General features: G+C 74.5%; 12 protein-coding genes. 7 read left to right on the top strand and 5 right to left on the bottom strand.

Annotation, left to right across the window (positions count from 1 at the left end; translation table 11 throughout):
• Window positions 1–158: 158 nt before the first annotated feature.
• Window positions 159–683 (bottom strand): hypothetical protein, encoded by a 525-nt coding sequence (locus ABZW32_RS23150; RefSeq protein ID WP_356218622.1) that lies wholly within the window; start codon window positions 681–683, stop codon window positions 159–161.
• A 253-nt stretch (window positions 684–936) separates the two neighbouring features.
• On the opposite strand from ABZW32_RS23150, the gene fmt reads away from it, so the two are divergent.
• Both fmt and ABZW32_RS23140 read left to right on the top strand, forming a co-directional pair.
• Window positions 937–1,881: a methionyl-tRNA formyltransferase gene (gene fmt, locus ABZW32_RS23145; protein WP_356218620.1), complete on the top strand. Its 945-nt coding sequence runs from the start codon at window positions 937–939 to the stop codon at window positions 1,879–1,881.
• An 86-nt stretch (window positions 1,882–1,967) separates the two neighbouring features.
• Window positions 1,968–3,455: a transcription antitermination factor NusB gene (locus tag ABZW32_RS23140; protein ID WP_356218618.1), complete on the top strand. Its 1,488-nt coding sequence runs from the start codon at window positions 1,968–1,970 to the stop codon at window positions 3,453–3,455.
• Between the two features lie 54 nt (window positions 3,456–3,509).
• On the opposite strand, the gene ABZW32_RS23135 is transcribed toward ABZW32_RS23140, so the two are convergent.
• Entirely contained in the window at window positions 3,510–11,297 is a 7,788-nt protein-coding gene (locus ABZW32_RS23135) for an amino acid adenylation domain-containing protein (protein ID WP_356218616.1), read from the bottom strand.
• A 168-nt stretch (window positions 11,298–11,465) separates the two neighbouring features.
• On the opposite strand from ABZW32_RS23135, the gene rpe reads away from it, so the two are divergent.
• The 5 genes from rpe to ABZW32_RS23110 all read left to right on the top strand — a co-directional run bounded on the left by rpe (window position 11,466) and on the right by ABZW32_RS23110 (window position 14,549).
• Complete coding sequence (gene rpe, locus ABZW32_RS23130) at window positions 11,466–12,152, top strand: ribulose-phosphate 3-epimerase (RefSeq protein ID WP_266837887.1); 687 nt, start codon at window positions 11,466–11,468, stop codon at window positions 12,150–12,152.
• Between the two features lie 104 nt (window positions 12,153–12,256).
• Complete coding sequence (locus tag ABZW32_RS23125; protein ID WP_078950459.1) at window positions 12,257–13,303, top strand: sugar-binding domain-containing protein; 1,047 nt, start codon at window positions 12,257–12,259, stop codon at window positions 13,301–13,303.
• Window positions 13,304–13,398: 95 nt separating this feature from the next.
• Complete coding sequence (locus ABZW32_RS23120) at window positions 13,399–13,620, top strand: CarD family transcriptional regulator (RefSeq protein WP_266837885.1); 222 nt, start codon at window positions 13,399–13,401, stop codon at window positions 13,618–13,620.
• A 66-nt stretch (window positions 13,621–13,686) separates the two neighbouring features.
• A complete protein-coding gene (locus tag ABZW32_RS23115; RefSeq protein ID WP_356218613.1) occupies window positions 13,687–14,136 on the top strand; it encodes a ribonuclease domain-containing protein in 450 nt (149 codons plus the stop codon).
• Window positions 14,133–14,549: a barstar family protein gene (locus tag ABZW32_RS23110; RefSeq protein WP_356218611.1), complete on the top strand. Its 417-nt coding sequence runs from the start codon at window positions 14,133–14,135 to the stop codon at window positions 14,547–14,549. Before ABZW32_RS23115 ends, ABZW32_RS23110 begins: the two co-directional genes overlap by 4 nt.
• Window positions 14,550–14,634: 85 nt before the next feature.
• On the opposite strand, the gene ABZW32_RS23105 is transcribed toward ABZW32_RS23110, so the two are convergent.
• The 3 genes from ABZW32_RS23105 to ABZW32_RS23095 all read right to left on the bottom strand — a co-directional run bounded on the left by ABZW32_RS23105 (window position 14,635) and on the right by ABZW32_RS23095 (window position 16,009).
• Window positions 14,635–15,114 carry a group II truncated hemoglobin gene (locus ABZW32_RS23105; protein ID WP_356218610.1) on the bottom strand — a complete coding sequence of 160 codons (480 nt, stop codon included), beginning with the start codon at window positions 15,112–15,114 and terminating at the stop codon, window positions 14,635–14,637.
• Window positions 15,111–15,440: an antibiotic biosynthesis monooxygenase gene (locus ABZW32_RS23100; protein ID WP_356218608.1), complete on the bottom strand. Its 330-nt coding sequence runs from the start codon at window positions 15,438–15,440 to the stop codon at window positions 15,111–15,113. Before ABZW32_RS23100 ends, ABZW32_RS23105 begins: the two co-directional genes overlap by 4 nt.
• A gap of 77 nt (window positions 15,441–15,517) precedes the next feature.
• Window positions 15,518–16,009 (bottom strand): hypothetical protein, encoded by a 492-nt coding sequence (locus tag ABZW32_RS23095; RefSeq protein WP_356218607.1) that lies wholly within the window; start codon window positions 16,007–16,009, stop codon window positions 15,518–15,520.
• Window positions 16,010–16,034 lie beyond the last annotated feature (25 nt).

Here is a 16,034-nt window from a genome sequence, read left to right as displayed (position 1 = left end):
CGCCCGCGCCCCCGCTCTGGCCCCCCCCGGGCCCCCGGGCCGGCCCCCCCCCCCCCGCCGGCGCGGGGAGCCGCGGGGAAGGGGCGGAGGGCGGGTGTACGACGCGCCCCGCGGGGTCGGTGCCGTCGGGGGTCGGCGTCCCGGCGGCGCGGACGGGATCAGCCGTTGCGGGGTCCCGGGAACGCCGACTGGCGGACTGCCGGGGCGGCGGCGGCCTGGGTGTCCTCGCGCACGGGCTGCGGGGGGACCGAGCGGGCCGCCGGGATGGTGGGCAGCGGACCGAGCGTCCGGGTCGTGGTGCCCTCGGCCGGCGGCTCCGCGGCTTCGGCGGCCTGCGCGCGGCGTGCCCCGTAGCGGCGGTGCACGGCCTGCTTGGTGACGCCGAGCGCGGAGCCGACCGCGTCCCAGGAGAAGCCGAGCGAGCGGTCGAAGTCCACCGCCGCGGTGACCAGCGTCTCGACGCTGTCCCGCAGCTCCTGGGCGAGCCGGACGGTGGGTGCGGGGGCCCGGCCGTAGACGACGAAGCCCGTGGACGGCCCGGAGCGGCGCGGGCGGTACACGTTGCCGAGCTGGGCGGTGAGGGTGCGCAGAGCGTCCACCTGTCGGCGAACCCGCTCGATGTCCCGCACGAGGAGGTGCAGGCTGGCCCGTGCTTGGGCGTCATGAGTGGCGTGGTCGGCCATGAAGAAGCCTCTCGAACCGGTGCTGGAGAGCGGATCGGGCCGCAGACACCGTTCTCGTTCGCGGCCCGTTTCGGTCAATCTGCCTTGACCAACGCGCCATACCGCGAGGAAGTCACGCACCGGGGGCGTGTCGGCATATGCGAGAGGCGCGCGTGTGTGCGTACGCCCCCCTCGGCACCGCAGGTGGGCGGGCGGGGGCGGGCCCCATAGACTGGTGCGCTGCTGACAGCCGAGATAGCGAGGTAGGACCCCAGTGAAGCTCGTCTTCGCAGGCACCCCCGAGGTCGCCGTGCCCGCCCTGGACGCCCTGATCGCCTCCGGGCGGCACGAGGTCGCCGCCGTCATCACCCGCCCCGACGCCCCGGCCGGCCGCGGTCGCCGGCTCGTCGCCAGCCCGGTCGCCGAGCGCGCCGAGGAAGCCGGGATCGAGGTGCTCAAGCCCGCGCGGCCGCGCGACGAGGAGTTCCAGGCCCGGCTGCGCGAGATCGGCCCGGACTGCTGCCCGGTCGTCGCCTACGGGGCGCTGCTCCCCAAGAGCGCCCTGGACATCCCCCGCGAGGGATGGGTCAACCTGCACTTCTCCCTGCTCCCCGCCTGGCGCGGCGCGGCCCCCGTCCAGCAGTCGATCATGGCGGGGGACCAGGTCACCGGCGCCTCCACCTTCCGCATCGAGGAGGGGCTGGACACCGGCCCCGTCTTCGGGGTGCTCACCGAGGAGATCCGCCCGAGCGACACCAGTGGCGACCTGCTGACCCGGCTCGCCTTCGCCGGCGCCGGACTGCTGTCCGCGACCATGGACGGCATCGAGGACGGCACCCTGCGCGCCGTCCCGCAGCCCGCCGACGGGATCTCGCTCGCGCCGAAGATCACGGTCGAGGACGCGCGCGTCGACTGGAACGCCCCCGCGCTGCGCGCGGACCGCGTGGTGCGCGGCTGCACGCCCGCCCCGGGCGCGTGGACCGTCTTCCGCGGCGAGCGGCTCAAGCTGATCTCCGTCGGGCTGGTCGCCGACCGCACCGACCTCGCGCCGGGCGTGCTGGCCCCGGCCAAGAACAACGTGTACGTCGGTACCGGCTCGCACGCCGTCGAGCTGCTGTGGGTGCAGCCGCAGGGCAAGAAGCCGATGAAGGGCGCCGACTGGGCCCGCGGGGTGCGGATCGCTCCCGGCGAGCGCCTGGGCGCGGCCGACGTAGGCTGATTGCGCGACGGGTCCGCCCCGCGCGGGCCCGGCAGTACCCCCTGACCCACGACCGCAGTACCTCGTAACCCCGGAGCACCTTTCACGTGAGCGAACAGCCCCGTCGTCGTCCCGCCGCCGCAGGCGCCGGCAAGCCGTCCGGCAAGCAGGGCGGCCGGCCGGCCAAGCCGTACCGCCGGCCCCAGAAGGACCCCGTCCGGATGCTGGCCTTCGAGGTGCTGCGGGCGGTGGACGAGCGCGACGCCTACGCCAACCTCGTGCTGCCGCCGCTGCTGAAGAAGGCCCGCCAGGACGAGAGCTTCCAGGCGCGCGACGCGGCCCTGGCCACCGAGCTGGTCTACGGCACCCTGCGCCGCCAGGGCACCTACGACGCGGTGATCAAAGCCTGCATCGACCGGCCGCTGCGCGAGGTCGACCCGCCGGTGCTGGACGTGCTCTCGCTCGGCGCCCACCAGCTGCTCGGCACCCGCATCCCCACGCACGCCGCGGTCTCGGCCAGCGTCGAGCTGGCCCGCGTGGTGCTCGGCGACGGCCGCGCCAAGTTCGTGAACGCCGTGCTCCGCAAGATCTCCGCGCACGACCTCGACGGCTGGCTGGAGCGGGTCGCCCCGCCGTACGAGGACGACGCCGAGGAACACCTCGCGGTCTACCACTCCCACCCCCGCTGGGTCGTCAGCGCCCTGTGGGACGCCCTGGGCGGAGGCCGCGCGGGGATCGAGGACCTGCTCGAAGCCGACAACGAGCGGCCCGAGGTCACGCTGGTGGCCCGTCCGGGCCGGTCGACGCCCGAGGAGCTGCTGGAGGCCGTCGGCGAGGACTCGGCGCTGCCGGGGCGCTGGTCCCCGTACGCGGTGCGGATGGCCGAGGGCGGTGAGCCGGGCGCGCTGGAGGCCGTCCGCGAGGGGCGCGCCGGCGTCCAGGACGAGGGCAGCCAGCTGGTGGCGATGGCCCTCGCCGCGGTGCCCGTCGAGGGGCGCGACGCGCGCTGGCTCGACGGCTGCGCCGGTCCCGGCGGCAAGGCGGCGCTGCTGGGCGCGCTGGCCGCGCGGCGCGGAGCCTTCCTGCTGGCCTCCGAGAAGCAGCCCCACCGGGCCCGGCTCGTGGAGCGCGCGCTCGCCGGGAACCCGGGCCCGTACCAGGTCATCGCGGCCGACGGCACCCGGCCCCCGTGGCTGCCGGGGTCCTTCGACCGGGTGCTGGTGGACGTGCCCTGCTCCGGCCTGGGCGCGCTGCGGCGCCGTCCCGAGGCCCGCTGGCGGCGGCGCCCCGAGGACCTGGAGGGCTTCGCGCCGCTCCAGCGCGGGCTGCTGCGCGAGGCGCTCGCCGCGGTGCGCGTCGGCGGCGTCGTGGGATACGCGACCTGCTCCCCGCACCTGGCGGAGACCCGGGTGGTCGTGGACGACGTCCTCAAGGGCCGGGGCGCCGGTGCCCGGGCGGTGTCGGCCGAACTGATCGACGCCCGCCCGTACATGGAGGGCGTCCCCGCCCTCGGCGACGGCCCCGACGTCCAGCTGTGGCCGCACCTGCACGGCACGGACGCGATGTACCTCGCCCTGCTGCGCCGCACGGCGTAGCCACGCCCCGGGCCGATGGGCCGCACCGGGCTCCCGGTGCGGCCCATCGGCGTCCTACGCGAGGTCGCCGGTGGCGGCCAGGCGGCGCCAGAACGCGGTGATCATCGCCTCGTCGATCTCCGGGACCGTCACCCCGAGGGCTGCCAGCCGCTCCGCGGTCCGCCGGCTGCGGAAGGTGTCGACGGCCGGGACGGGCCCCGCCGCCAGGGCGCGGGCGTACTCCTCGAACGCGTCCAGATAGGGCAGGAAGGGCAGCTCCCGGCCCGCCTCGCCGGCATCCCGGAGCGCGCGCAGCCACTCCCCGAGCGGGACCTCCCGGGTGTGCGTCCCGTGCAGGGAGTCGTACACGCGGAGGAAGTCCAGGGCGTGGACCGGACGGACGTGGTGGAGGTGGCGGACGCCGGCCGTGCCGGTGGCGGCGGTGGGCTCCCGGTCGAGGACCAGGGCGGCCAGGGCGCGCGCCGCGACGTCCGCGGGCAGCAGGTCCGCCCACGCCACCGCGTCGCGCGGGACGCTGCCGAGCGCGGCGCAGGTGGTCAGCAGGCGGCAGTACATGTCGTCCGGGTTGATCGCCCCGTGGCGGGAATCGGCCCAGACGCGGCCGAGCCGGTAGACACGGGCGTCGGCCCCCCGGGCGACGGCGTGCCCCACCATCCGGTCGGCGACCCACTTGCCGGCGGCGTAGCCGTCCGCGAGCGGGTGCCTCTCGCCCGCCGTGTCGGAGTCCTCGGTGATCAGCCGGGGCTCCGCTCCGGCGCGGAAGAGGCCCAGGGAGGAGAGGTGGTGCACGCGCGTGGCGCCGCCCTCCGCCGCGAGCCGCAGCAGCTCCCGCGTCCCGTCGACGTTCGCCGCCTTCAGCCGCTCGTACGGGGAGAGGTGGTGGACGTGGGCGCCCGAGTGGACGATCGCGTCCACCGCTCCCTCGCCGTGCGCCAGCTCCCGCCAGGTCCGCGCGTCGAGGCCGAGCGACGGACGGGCCAGGTCGCCGGGCAGGACCCGCACGCGCGGGTCGTCCGCGAGGGGCCCCAGGCCGTAGGAGACGGCGACCGCGTTCACCCGGGCGCGGGCCGCCGCCGGTGATTCCCCCCGGACCAGGCAGAGCAGCTCGGTGCCGGTCCGCGCGGTCCGCGCCAGCAGCTCCCGCAGCAGGAAGGCGCCGACGAACCCGGTGGCCCCGGTGAGGAGGATCCGGCGGGGCTCCCGGCCGTCCCCGTCGGGGGCCGGCATGGGGAAGTGCAGCCCCGGGTCGAGCCACGCGTCGGCGTCGCCGGCCACGGCGACCGGGCCGCGGGTGCGGCCCGCCCGGCGGTCCTCGACCAGGGCGGCCAGGTCCCCTGCGGTGGGCGCCGCGAGGAACTCGCGCACCCCGACGCGTACGCCCAGTTCCGCCGACACCCTCGCCAGCAGCCGGACCACCAGCAGGGAATGCCCGCCCAGCGCGAAGAAGTCCTCGTCCGCCGCGACCCCGGACACCGCGAGCACCTCGGCGAACACCGCGCACAGCCGGGTCTCCAGCTCGGTGACGGGCGCGCGGCCCGTGGCGGCGGGGGTGTGGTCGGGCACCGGGAGCGCCTTGTGGTCGAGCTTCCCGTTGAAGGTCACCGGCAGTCCGTCCAGGAACACGAAGGCGGACGGGACCATGTGGGCCGGCAGGAAGCCCTCCAGGATGCGGCGCAGCGCGGCGGCGGACACCGCGCCCGGGTCGGCGTCCGGGTCGGCGTCCGGGAGGCGGTCCCCGGCCGGGACCACGTAGGCGACGAGCCGCCTGTCGCCGGGGCGGTCCTCGCGGACCACCACGGCGGCCCGGTCGACGCCCGGGTGCCCGGCCAGTACGGCGTCGATCTCGCCGAGTTCGATGCGGAACCCGCGGATCTTGACCTGGTTGTCGGCGCGGCCGAGGAACTCCAGCTCCCCGTCGGCGTTCCACCGGCCCAGGTCGCCGGTGCGGTACATGCGCTCGCCCGGCGCCCCGAAGGGGGAGGGGAGGAAGCGCTGCGCCGTCAGGTCCGGGCGGTTCAGGTAGCCGCGGGCGAGGCCCACACCGGCGATGTACAGCTCGCCCGGCACCCCGGCCGGCACCGGCCGCAGGGCGGCGTCGAGGACGAACACCCGTGTCCCGGCGATGGGCCGGCCGATGGGGGGCGATACGGCCCCGGACAGCGGGCCGCTCATGGTGGCGCAGATGGTGGTCTCCGTCGGACCGTACTGGTTGATCATGCGGCGGCCCGCCGACCACTGCTCCACCAGCGCCGGGGTGCAGGACTCGCCGCCCACGACCAGCGTCATCCCGGCCGGCAGGGCGTCGGCGGGGAGCGCGGCGAGGACCACGGGCGGAATGCCCGCGTGGGTGATCGCGTGGCGCTTCAGCAGGGTCACCAGGCCCTCGCCCGGCAGCAGTTCGGCGGCCGGTGCCATGACCAGACGGGCCCCGGCGAGCAGGGTCATCCACACCTCCATGGTGGCGACGTCGAAGCTCGGGGAGGCGAACTGGAGCACCCGCCCCCGCGGGGTGATCCGGTTGGCGTCGATCGCCGCGTGGGTCATGTTCACGAGGCTGTGGTGCTGGACGACCACGCCTTTGGGGCGGCCGGTGGAGCCGGAGGTGTAGATGAGGTAGGCGGGGTGTTCGGGGAGTAGTGGTGTGGTGCGTTCGGTGTCGGTGAGGTGGTGGGGGGAGTGGTGGGTGAGCTCTTCGGTGAGGGTGGGGTGGTCGAGGTGGAGTCGGGGGACGCCGCGTTCGGGGATGGTGTCGGTGAGGGTGGTGGTGGTGATCAGGGCGGCCGGGGTGGCGTCGTCGAGCATGTAGGCGAGTCGGTCGGCGGGGTATTCCGGGTCGAGGGGAACGTACGCGGCTCCGGCTTTGAGGGTGGCCAGTAGTGCGGTGACGAGTTCTGTGGACCGGGGCAGGGCGACGCCGACGCGGTCTTCGGGGCCGATGCCGCGGGTGGTGAGGGCGCGGGCGAGGCGGTTGGCGCGGGTGTCGAGTTCGGCGTAGGTGAGGTGTTCCTCGCCGAAGACCACGGCGACGGCCCCGGGGGAGGCTGCCGCCCGTTCCTCGAACAGCTCCACCAGCGCCCGGTGGTCGGGCACGAAGGCCGGCCCCGACGGGTCCCCGCCTGCCGTGAGCCTCTCCCACTCCTGCCGCGAGACCACGTCGACCTCCCGCAGCGGGGAGTCGGGCGCCGACGCGAGGGCCGCCGTCAGCCGCTCCAGGGTGGCGCGCAGGTAGCCGCAGACCACCTCCGGGTCGATGGGCGCGGTCGCCTGGACCATCAGGTGGAAGGCCGAGCCCAGGTCGTCCACGGCCGCCGTGAGCGGATAGTTGGTGCGCTCCGCCGCGTGCAGCCACTCGACGCCGTCGATCGGCGGGGCGGCCGGCTCCGCACCGTCCGACGCCGTGCTGTAGCGGTAGTTGAAGAGCGTGGTGAACAGCGGCAACTGCGGGTCGACGGCTCCGGCCCGCTGCGCCAGGGTCAGCGGCGCGTGCTCGTGGACCAGTACGTCGGCCAGCCGGCGGCGCATCGCGTGGGCCGCCTGCGCCACCGAGACCCCGGCCACGTCCGCCCGTACGGGCAGGGTGTTGATGAACAGCCCCGGCACCCGGTCCGCGCCCGCGCCCGCCTGGAGCCGGCCGAACACCACCGTGCCGAACACCACGTCGTCCCGGCCCGACAGCGCCGCCACGACCCGCGCCCACGCGACGTGGAACACCGTGGCGGGACTCACCCCCAGCTCACGGGCCACCTTCCGGACCCGCTCGCCCAGCTCGGGATCCACCGGCACGGACACCTCGGCGACGGCGCTGCCGTCCCCCTGGACGTCCAGCACCCCGTACGGGGCGGTCGGCTCGGTGACGTCCCCGAGCAGCGCCCGGAAGTGGGCCTCGTGCTCCTCCCGGGAGACGCGCAGCCGGGTCTGGGCCACGAAGTCCCTGAAGGGCAGCGGCGCGGCCAGCTCCCGCCCGCGCCCGGCGCGCAGGGCGCCCACCTCGCGGGCGACCACGTCCAGCGAGGTGTGGTCGCCGATGAGGTGGTGGAAGCGGTACAGCACCAGCCAGCGGTCCGCGCCCGCGTCACGGGCGACGTGCAGGTCGAGCAGCGGGGCGCGGGCGAGGTCCATCGGCCCGTTCCAGCGCGTCCGCAGCTCCTCGACGGCCGCGTCCCCCGTCGTGGACAGCGGGACCTCCGTCACGCGCAGGGGCGCGTCCCTCAGCACCACCTGGACGGGCTCGGGGAGGCCGTCCCACACCACCGCGGTCCGGAAGACGTCATGGCGCTCCACCACCCGGCGCAGCGCCGACACGAACCCGTCGAGTTCGACGCGCGTGCCGATGCCGAAGACCGCCGAGATGACGTACGGGTCCCCGTGGGCGCCCTCCGCGCTCCCGGCGCCCTCCGCGCCCAGCAGGTGGTGGAAGAAGATCCCCTCCTGGAGCGGTGCCAGCGGGTACACGTCCGCGATGTTGCGCGCACCGCCGGGGACGGCGGCGGCCACCCGCGCCAGCTGCTCCTCGTCCAGGTCGACCAGCGGCACCATCGGGGGCGTGAGGGTGTCCGTGCCCCCGGCCGGGACGCCGTTCGGCGGGACGGTGACGGCCGCGCGGCCGGCCGCGGCGGCCAGGCTCGCCACCGTCGGCGCGGTGAACAGGGTCCGCACGTCGATGCTCACGCCCCGGGCGCGCAGGCGCTCCACCAGGGAGACCGCCGACAGGGAGTGCCCGCCCAGTGCGAAGAAGGAGTCGTCGATGCCGACCCGCTCCACGCCGAGGACCTCGGCGAAGGCGGCGCACAGGGCCTCCTCGCGGGCGTCGCGCGGGCCCCGGCCCGGTTCGGCGGACACTTCGGCGGACACGGGGCCGGGGGCGGGCAGGGCGCGCCGGTCCAGCTTCCCGTTGACGGTCAGGGGCAGCGCGTCGAGGGTGACGTACGCCGCCGGGACCATGTGGTCCGGCAGGAAGTCCAGCAGGAACGAGCGCAGGGCCGTGCCGGAGGTCGTCCCGGAGGTCGTCCCTGAGGTGCGCGCACGCTCGCCCGGCACCACGTAGGCGACGAGCCGGGGGTCGCCCGGACGGTCCTCGCGGACGACCACGGCGGCCTCCGCGAGGTCGGGGTGGCCGACGAGGACCGTCTCGATCTCGCCGGGCTCGATGCGGAACCCGCGGATCTTGACCTGGTCGTCGGCCCGGCCCAGGAACTCCAGCTCCCCGTCGGCGCCGCGCCGTGCCAGGTCGCCCGTGCGGTACATGCGCCCGCCCGGCGCCCCGAAGGGGGAGGGGAGGAACCGCTGCGCCGTCAGGGCGGGCTGGTTCAGGTAGCCGCGGGCGAGTCCGGCGCCGGTGACGTACAGCTCGCCGGCCACCCCGGTGGGGACGGGCCGCAGGTTCCCGTCGAGGACCAGCACGCCCAGGTCGGGGATGCCCCGGCCGATCGGGCCGCCGGAGGCGGTACCGGCCTCGGCGGCGGCCGCGGCCGCCTCGGCGTCGGCCGCGGTGAGCGGGCGGTGGGTGACGTGCACGGTCGTCTCGGTGATCCCGTACATGTTGACCAGCGTCGGCGCGTCCTGCGCGTGCCGGACGTACCAGGGGGCCAGCCGGGCCGGGTCGAGGGCCTCCCCGCCGAAGACGACGGTGCGCAGGGCGAGGCGCCGGCCCAGCTCGGGGTCCTCCTCGTCCGCGCGCATCAGCTGGTGGAAGGCGGAGGGGGTCTGGTTCAGCACGGTGACCCCCTCGCGGACCAGGAGCGCGAGGAATTCCGACGGCGTACGGCTCACGTCGAAGGGGACGACGACGAGCCGGCCGCCGTACAGCAGCGCGCCCCACAGCTCCCAGACGGAGAAGTCGAAGGCGAAGGAGTGGAACCAGGTCCACACGTCCCGGGGGCCGAAACGGAACCAGGGGTCCGTCTCCTGGAAGAGGCGCACCACGTTGCCGTGCTGGACGACCACGCCTTTGGGGCGGCCGGTGGAGCCGGAGGTGTAGATGAGGTAGGCGGGGTGTTCGGGGAGTAGTGGTGTGGTGCGTTCGGTGTCGGTGAGGTGGTGGGGGGAGTGGTGGGTGAGTTCTTCGGTGAGGGTGGGGTGGTCGAGGTGGAGTCGGGGGACGCCGCGTTCGGGGATGGTGTCGGTGAGGGTGGTGGTGGTGATCAGGGCGGCCGGGGTGGCGTCGTCGAGCATGTAGGCGAGTCGGTCGGCGGGGTATTCCGGGTCGAGGGGAACGTACGCGGCTCCGGCTTTGAGGGTGGCCAGTAGTGCGGTGACGAGTTCTGTGGACCGGGGCAGGGCGACGGCGACGCGGTCTTCGGGGCCGATGCCGCGGGTGGTGAGGGCGCGGGCGAGGCGGTTGGCGCGGGTGTCGAGTTCGGCGTAGGTGAGGTGTTCCTCGCCGAAGACCACGGCGACGGGCCCGGGGGAGGCTGCCGCCCGTTCCTCGAACAGCTCCACCAGGGTCCGCGTGGCGCCCCGCGGTCGCCGGCCCACCGCGTCCAGCTCGGCGGTCAGGGCCGCGCGTTCTTCGGGGAAGCGCAGGTCCGCGTCCCCGATCCGGTCCTCCCGGGAGGCGTCGGCGAACCAGTCCAGGAGGGCGAGGAAGCGGCGGGCGTGGGCGGCGGTGGCCTCCGGCGCGTAGCGGGCGGGGTTGGCGTCGAAGGCGAACTCCACGCCGCCGTCGTGCGCGCGGTCGTAGACGTTGACGCTCAGGTCGTCGACCGGCCCGGTGGCCAGGCCGCGGGGGACCACCGGGCAGTCGCCGAAGCGCACCCCGTAGTCGTACGAGACCACGTTCACCACCGGCCCGAACAGGGCCCCGGTGTCGGCGGTGCGCAAGTCCCGCGCGAGGTCCTCGTAGCGGTGGCGCTGGTGGCGCACGGCGCCCCGTACGGTGTCGGCGACCTGCCGGAACAGGTCGCCGAGGGAGGTGTCGGAATCCACCCGGAGGCGGATCGGCAGGATGTTGGACGTCATGCCCGGGACGGCCTTCGCGGCCGCGCCGGTCCGGCCCGGGGCGGGCATGCCGAGCACCAGGTCCCCGGCTCCCGTCATCCGGTGCAGGTAGACGGCCGTGGCGGCGATGACCAGGCCCGACAGGCTCGTGCGGAAGCCGCGGGCGGCCTCCTTCAGGGCCCCGGCCTCCCGCGCCCCGATCCGTTCGAGGTGCCGCAGGGGCGGCCGGAGGTCGCGCAGCGGGCGGCGCCCGCTCAGGGTGACCGCCTCCGGGCGTCCGGCGAGGACTCCGTGCCAGTACTCCGCGTCGGCGCGGTGGTCCTCGCCGGCCCGGTAGGCGGCGTCGGCGGCCACCAGGACCTCGTGGTGCGCGAGGGCGCCCTCCTCGACGGAGCCGCCGGCCAGGAGGGCGTTGTAGACCCCGGCGACCCGCTTCGCGATGACCGCGCCGCTGAGCCCGTCGACGGCGATGTGGTGGATGCGGTGGTACCACAGGTGCCGGTCCTCGGACTCCCGGAAGAGCGCCTCGGTGAACAGCGGGCGGGCGAGGCCGCCGGGTCCGGCCAGGTCCTCGCGCATCCACCGTACGGCGGCGGCGCGCGGGTCCGTCTCGCCGCTCACGTCCACGATGTGCAGCGGCCAGTCCTCGGTGACCTCCACGCGCTGGGTCACGCCGCCGCCGGCCTCCCGGTCGAAGACCAGGTGCATGCACTCGGACTCGGCCACGGCGCGACGCAGCGCGCGGGCGAAGAGTTCCGGGTCGAACGCACCCGTGATCTCCAGGTACTCGCCCGTCTGGTAAGCGGCGCTCTCCGGCTCCAGCTGCTGGCCGTACCAGACGGAGAGCTGCCCCGCCGTGAGCGCCCGCTGCTGCCCGTCCTGCTGGATCCGGTCGTTCCGGTACACGGCCTCGCCACCCCGTCCTGTCTGTTCGTCCGACGTCCCCCGGGGTGCATCGTGTAGGGGCGGTCTATATCGCGGATCCACCGCGCGGTCGGGCCGCCCCGCGGGCGGGTCGCCCGAGTTCCGGGGCCGTGGCCGGAAGTGGCCGGAGGGCATGGCAGGCTTGGGGGCATGGCCGTTCAGATCAATCCCAGCATCCTGTCCGCCGACTTCGCCCGCCTCGCCGAGGAGGCGCGGGCCGTCGAGGGGGCCGACTGGCTGCACGTCGACGTCATGGACAACCATTTCGTCCCGAACCTCACCCTCGGCGTCCCGATCGTGGAGTCCCTGAGCCGCGCCACGGACATCCCGCTGGACCTGCATCTGATGATCGAGGACCCGGACCGCTGGGCGCCGCAGTACGTGGAGGCCGGCGCCGGTTCCGTCACCTTCCACGCCGAGGCCGCCGCGGCACCGGTGCGCCTCGCGCGGGAGATCCGGGCGAAGGGGGCCCGCGCGGCGATGGCGCTCAAGCCCGGCACCCCGATCGAGCAGTACGAGGACATCCTCCCCGAGCTCGACATGGTGCTGATCATGACGGTCGAGCCGGGCTTCGGCGGCCAGTCCTTCCTCGACATCATGCTCCCCAAGGTCCGCCGGACCCGGGAGCTGATCGCCAAGCACGGGCTGGAGCTGTGGCTCCAGGTCGACGGCGGGGTCTCGGCCTCCACCATCGAGCGGGTCGCGGAGGCCGGCGCCGACGTGTTCGTCGCGGGCAGCGCGGTCTACGGGGCCGTCGACCCGGCCGCCGCGGTGCGGACCCTGCGTGAGCAGGCGGGTGCGGCGATCGCCGCCGCCCCCTGGGCGTGCGACCACTGAGCGAGGCTTGATGAACAGCTCGGTGAACGGAAGCCGTCCAGGCTGATCAACGGCCGTCGGATCTGACAGGATGAACGGCGAGTCGAGAGTGTGAACACGACAGTGTGAACAGCAGTGAGGAGAACGCGGTGTCTGCAATGTCGGCGGGACGGTCAGCCCTGCGGATGGGACCCGCGGAGCTGGTGCAGGCGGCGGCCATGGCCCGTCGCTTCTACCTGGAGGGCAAGTCCAAGATCCAGATCGCCGAGGAGTTCGGCGTGAGCCGCTTCAAGGTGGCGCGGGTCCTGGAGACCGCCCTCGAACGCGACCTCGTACGCATCGAGATCCGGGTGCCGGCCGAACTGGACGCGGAGCGCTCCGACGCGCTCCGTGCCCGGTACGGGCTGCGGCACGCGGTCGTGGTGGAGTCGCCGGCCGACGCCACCGAGGACGCTCCGGACCCGGAGAACCTCGGCGCGGTCGCCGCCGACCTGCTCGGCGAGCTCGTCAACGAGGGCGACGTGCTGGGGCTGGCGTGGGGGCGTTCCACCATCCACATGGCCGCCTCCCTGCACCGGCTGCCCCCCTGCACCGTGGTCCAGCTGACCGGCGTGTACGACGCCGGGACGGCCGAGCGCGGTTCCGTGGAGGCCGTCCGCCGGGCCGCGCAGGTCTCCGGCGGGGACGCGCACCCGATCTACGCCCCGATGCTGCTGCCGGATCCGGCGACCGCGGCCGCCCTGCGCAGCCAGACGGGCATCGCGCGGGCCTTCGAGTACTTCGACAAGGTGACGGTCGCCGCCGTCTCGATCGGCTCCTGGGAGCCCGGCATCTCCACCGTCCACGACATGCTGACCGACGAGGAGCGGGCGCACTACGCCTCCCTCGGCGTCGCGGCGGAGATGTCCGCACACCTCTTCGACTCGGAAGGCCGCAGGGTCGGGCGCGACCTCGGCGAGCGGTGCATCACCGTCGAGGCGGACCGGCTGCGCCGGATCCCCGAGGTGGTGGCCATCGCGGGCGGCCTGCGCAAGGCCTCCGCGATCGGGGCGGTGCTCCGCTCCGGGCTGGTGACCAGCCTCGTCACGGACACGGCCGTCGCGGACTACCTGCTCACCGAGTCCGCTCCGGGGCTGCGTCCGGCGCTCGACCGGGCCGACCCGGACGACTGACGGGGCGGCCGCGCCGGCCGGTGGTGCGGATGGTGCCGGAATCGAGACCCGAACAGCGGACCGCGGGGCGGCCCCGGGGGCGCATACTGGCTTCGATGACTAAGTCAGCAGTACCTCGCCGCCATTTGCCGTCCAGCCCGTTCAAGGCCCCCGTGGAACCGCCGCTCCGGCAGTTCAGCGTCGGCGACCGGGTGAGTCACGACGAGCACGGCCTCGGCCGTGTCGTCGGGATCGAGGAGGGGATCGCCGTCCTCGTCGACTTCGGGTCGGTCCAGAAACGAATCCTGAGTCCGTACACCAAGATGTCCGTGCTCTGAGCCCGCCAGGGTTCTGACGCCATCAGGCGATTCGCGAGCGAATCGGATATTTGGCACGATCGGTGCATGATCCTTCGGAACGTGCCCCGGTCGCTCCTGCGTGTGCTGGGGGCTCTGTTCCTGTGCGCCGTACTGGTCGGTGCGGCGGGCTGCGGCGGGAAGGCCGCCCCGCCGCCCGCCGCCAGCGCGGGTACGGGTGCCAGCGCGGGTGCCCGCGACGCCCCCGGGTGGGCCGCGGGGATGGCCACCGTGCGGGCCGACGCGCTGCCGCAGCAGGCGCGCGAGGTCCTGGCCCTGATCGACAGGGGCGGGCCGTACGCGTACCGGCAGGACGGGACCGTCTTCGGGAACTTCGAGAAGGTCCTGCCGAAGCAGAAACGCGGCTACTACCACGAGTTCACCGTGCGGACCCCGGGCGAACGCGACCGCGGGGCCCGTCGGATCGTGACCGGCGGGGGCGGGGAGTTCTACTACACGGACGACCACTACCAGACCTTCAAGGCGGTTCTCCGATGAGCCTGGACCCGCAGCCGCTCGCCCCAGCGCTGGCCGCCGCCGAGGAAGCGGGCTGGGCCGTCGTACGGCTGGACCTGGACGGCGTACGGAGCAAGGCCGCGCTGATGCGGCGGTGCGCGGACGCCCTGCGGGCGCCGGAGTGGTTCGGCGGGAACTGGGACGCGCTGGCCGACGTACTGGTGGACCTGTCGTGGCTGCCGCCGGCACCCGGGAGGCTCCTCGTGGTCGGTTCCTGGCGCGGGTACGCGGCCGAGCGGCCGGACGACTGGGAGACGCTGCGGGAGGTCCTGGAGGAGGCCGTGGACTTCTGGCGCGAGGCCGAGGGGGCCGCGCCGCTGAGGGTGCTGCTGGCCGGGTCCGCTCCGGACGGGGCGCCGTCCCGGGCCGCGCGCCCGGGACCCGGCGAGGACTGAGGGCCCCGGAGTCGACCCGGCGAGGACTGAGGGCCCCGGAGCCCGGGAACGCCCGTGGGGGCGGCCCCGGCCGCCCCCACGGTGGTTACCCGTTCGCCGGGGTCTTGGGGACCCACGGCGGGGTCTGGCCCCAGGACCAGACCGGGATCTTCGCCGCGTCCACCGGCGGCGGGTTGGGCCCCGAGTAGATCAGGGCCATCCGGGTGCCCCACTCGATGTAGTAGACGAACACCGCCCGGAACTCCGGGTCCGTCGGGAGGCCGACCTCGTCGGCCGTGTCCAGCAGCAGGTCCACCCAGCGGCGGCGCTGCTTCTCGGTGATGCCGCGCCCCAGGTGCTTGGTGGCCATGTGCTGGTGACCGCCGTGGTGCGCCGAGTACTCCGCCGGGCCGCCGAAGACCTCCGACAGCCAGACGGCGACGTGCTGGGGGTGCTCCGAGTCCATGCCCGCGAAGACCGGGGCCAGGATCTCGTCCTGCAGGGCGTGCGCGTAGAAGACGTCGGTGAGGCGGCGCATGGCCTCCGCGCCGCCCATCCACTCGTAGATCGTGGGCGTGGTGCTCATGACTGACCGGCGGCCTTTCCCGGACCGGCCACACCGGTCACGAGGTAGTGCTGCATCTCCTCGATGGCCGTCACGTACGGGCGGATCGCGCCGAAGAACGCCGGGAAGTGCTCGCCCTTGCGGAAGCCGTTCAGGTGGTCGTCGATCGAGGTCCAGCGGATGCGGAGGATGTAGCGCTCCTTCTCCTCCTCGCAGCGGGCCAGCTCGTAGTCGATGCACTCGGGCGAGGCGGCCAGGGCCTCGGCGGCCCTCGCGTACGCCTCCTCGAACGCCTTCTGGTCCTGCGAGGCGATCCGGTAGCGGATGTACTCGACGGTCGTGGTCATGGTGTGCGTGCCTCTCCCTGGGATCAGGTGGTCCCGGCTACCCTTCCGGGATCATGCGTGCCCGGCGAGGGGTTCCCCTACTCGGACTCAGACTTCTGGATGTCCGGGCCCTCGGCGCGGACCTGCCGCACCCTGTCCAGGGACTCCCGCAGCTCGGCGAGCCAGGTGTCGGTGTTGCTCCCGACGAGGCGGACGCACCAGGCCAGGGCGTCCGCCCGGCTGCGCGCCACGCCCCCGGCGACGAGGGTGTCGAGCACCTGGCGCTCGGACTGGCGCAGCCGGGTCATGACGGGGACGGCGAGGTGGGTGAAGAGGGTGGTCTCCTCACCCGAGCGCACGCCCCAGGCGACCTTGCGGCGGTAGAGCTCCTCCGCCTCCCGGGCGACCTCGATGCGCTGTTCGCGGGTGCGTTCGCGGAACTCCTTGACGGACTCGGCCGCCGGGGCGGTGCCGACGACCGTGATCTCCTCCCGGTCGACGGTGACCGAGACGAGGGACTCGTAGACGTCCACCGGCAGGCGCTCGGCGAACCACGCGCGGAGCTTCTCGCTCTGTTCGGCTGTAATCATGTAATCAACGTTGCATCCGCTCTCC

Source organism: Streptomyces sp. NPDC004667 (assembly GCF_040609475.1).
Classification (GTDB): Bacteria; Actinomycetota; Actinomycetes; order Streptomycetales; family Streptomycetaceae; genus Streptomyces.
Note: the sequence above shows the minus strand (reverse complement) of the source record. Positions and strands in the feature narration are given on the sequence as shown.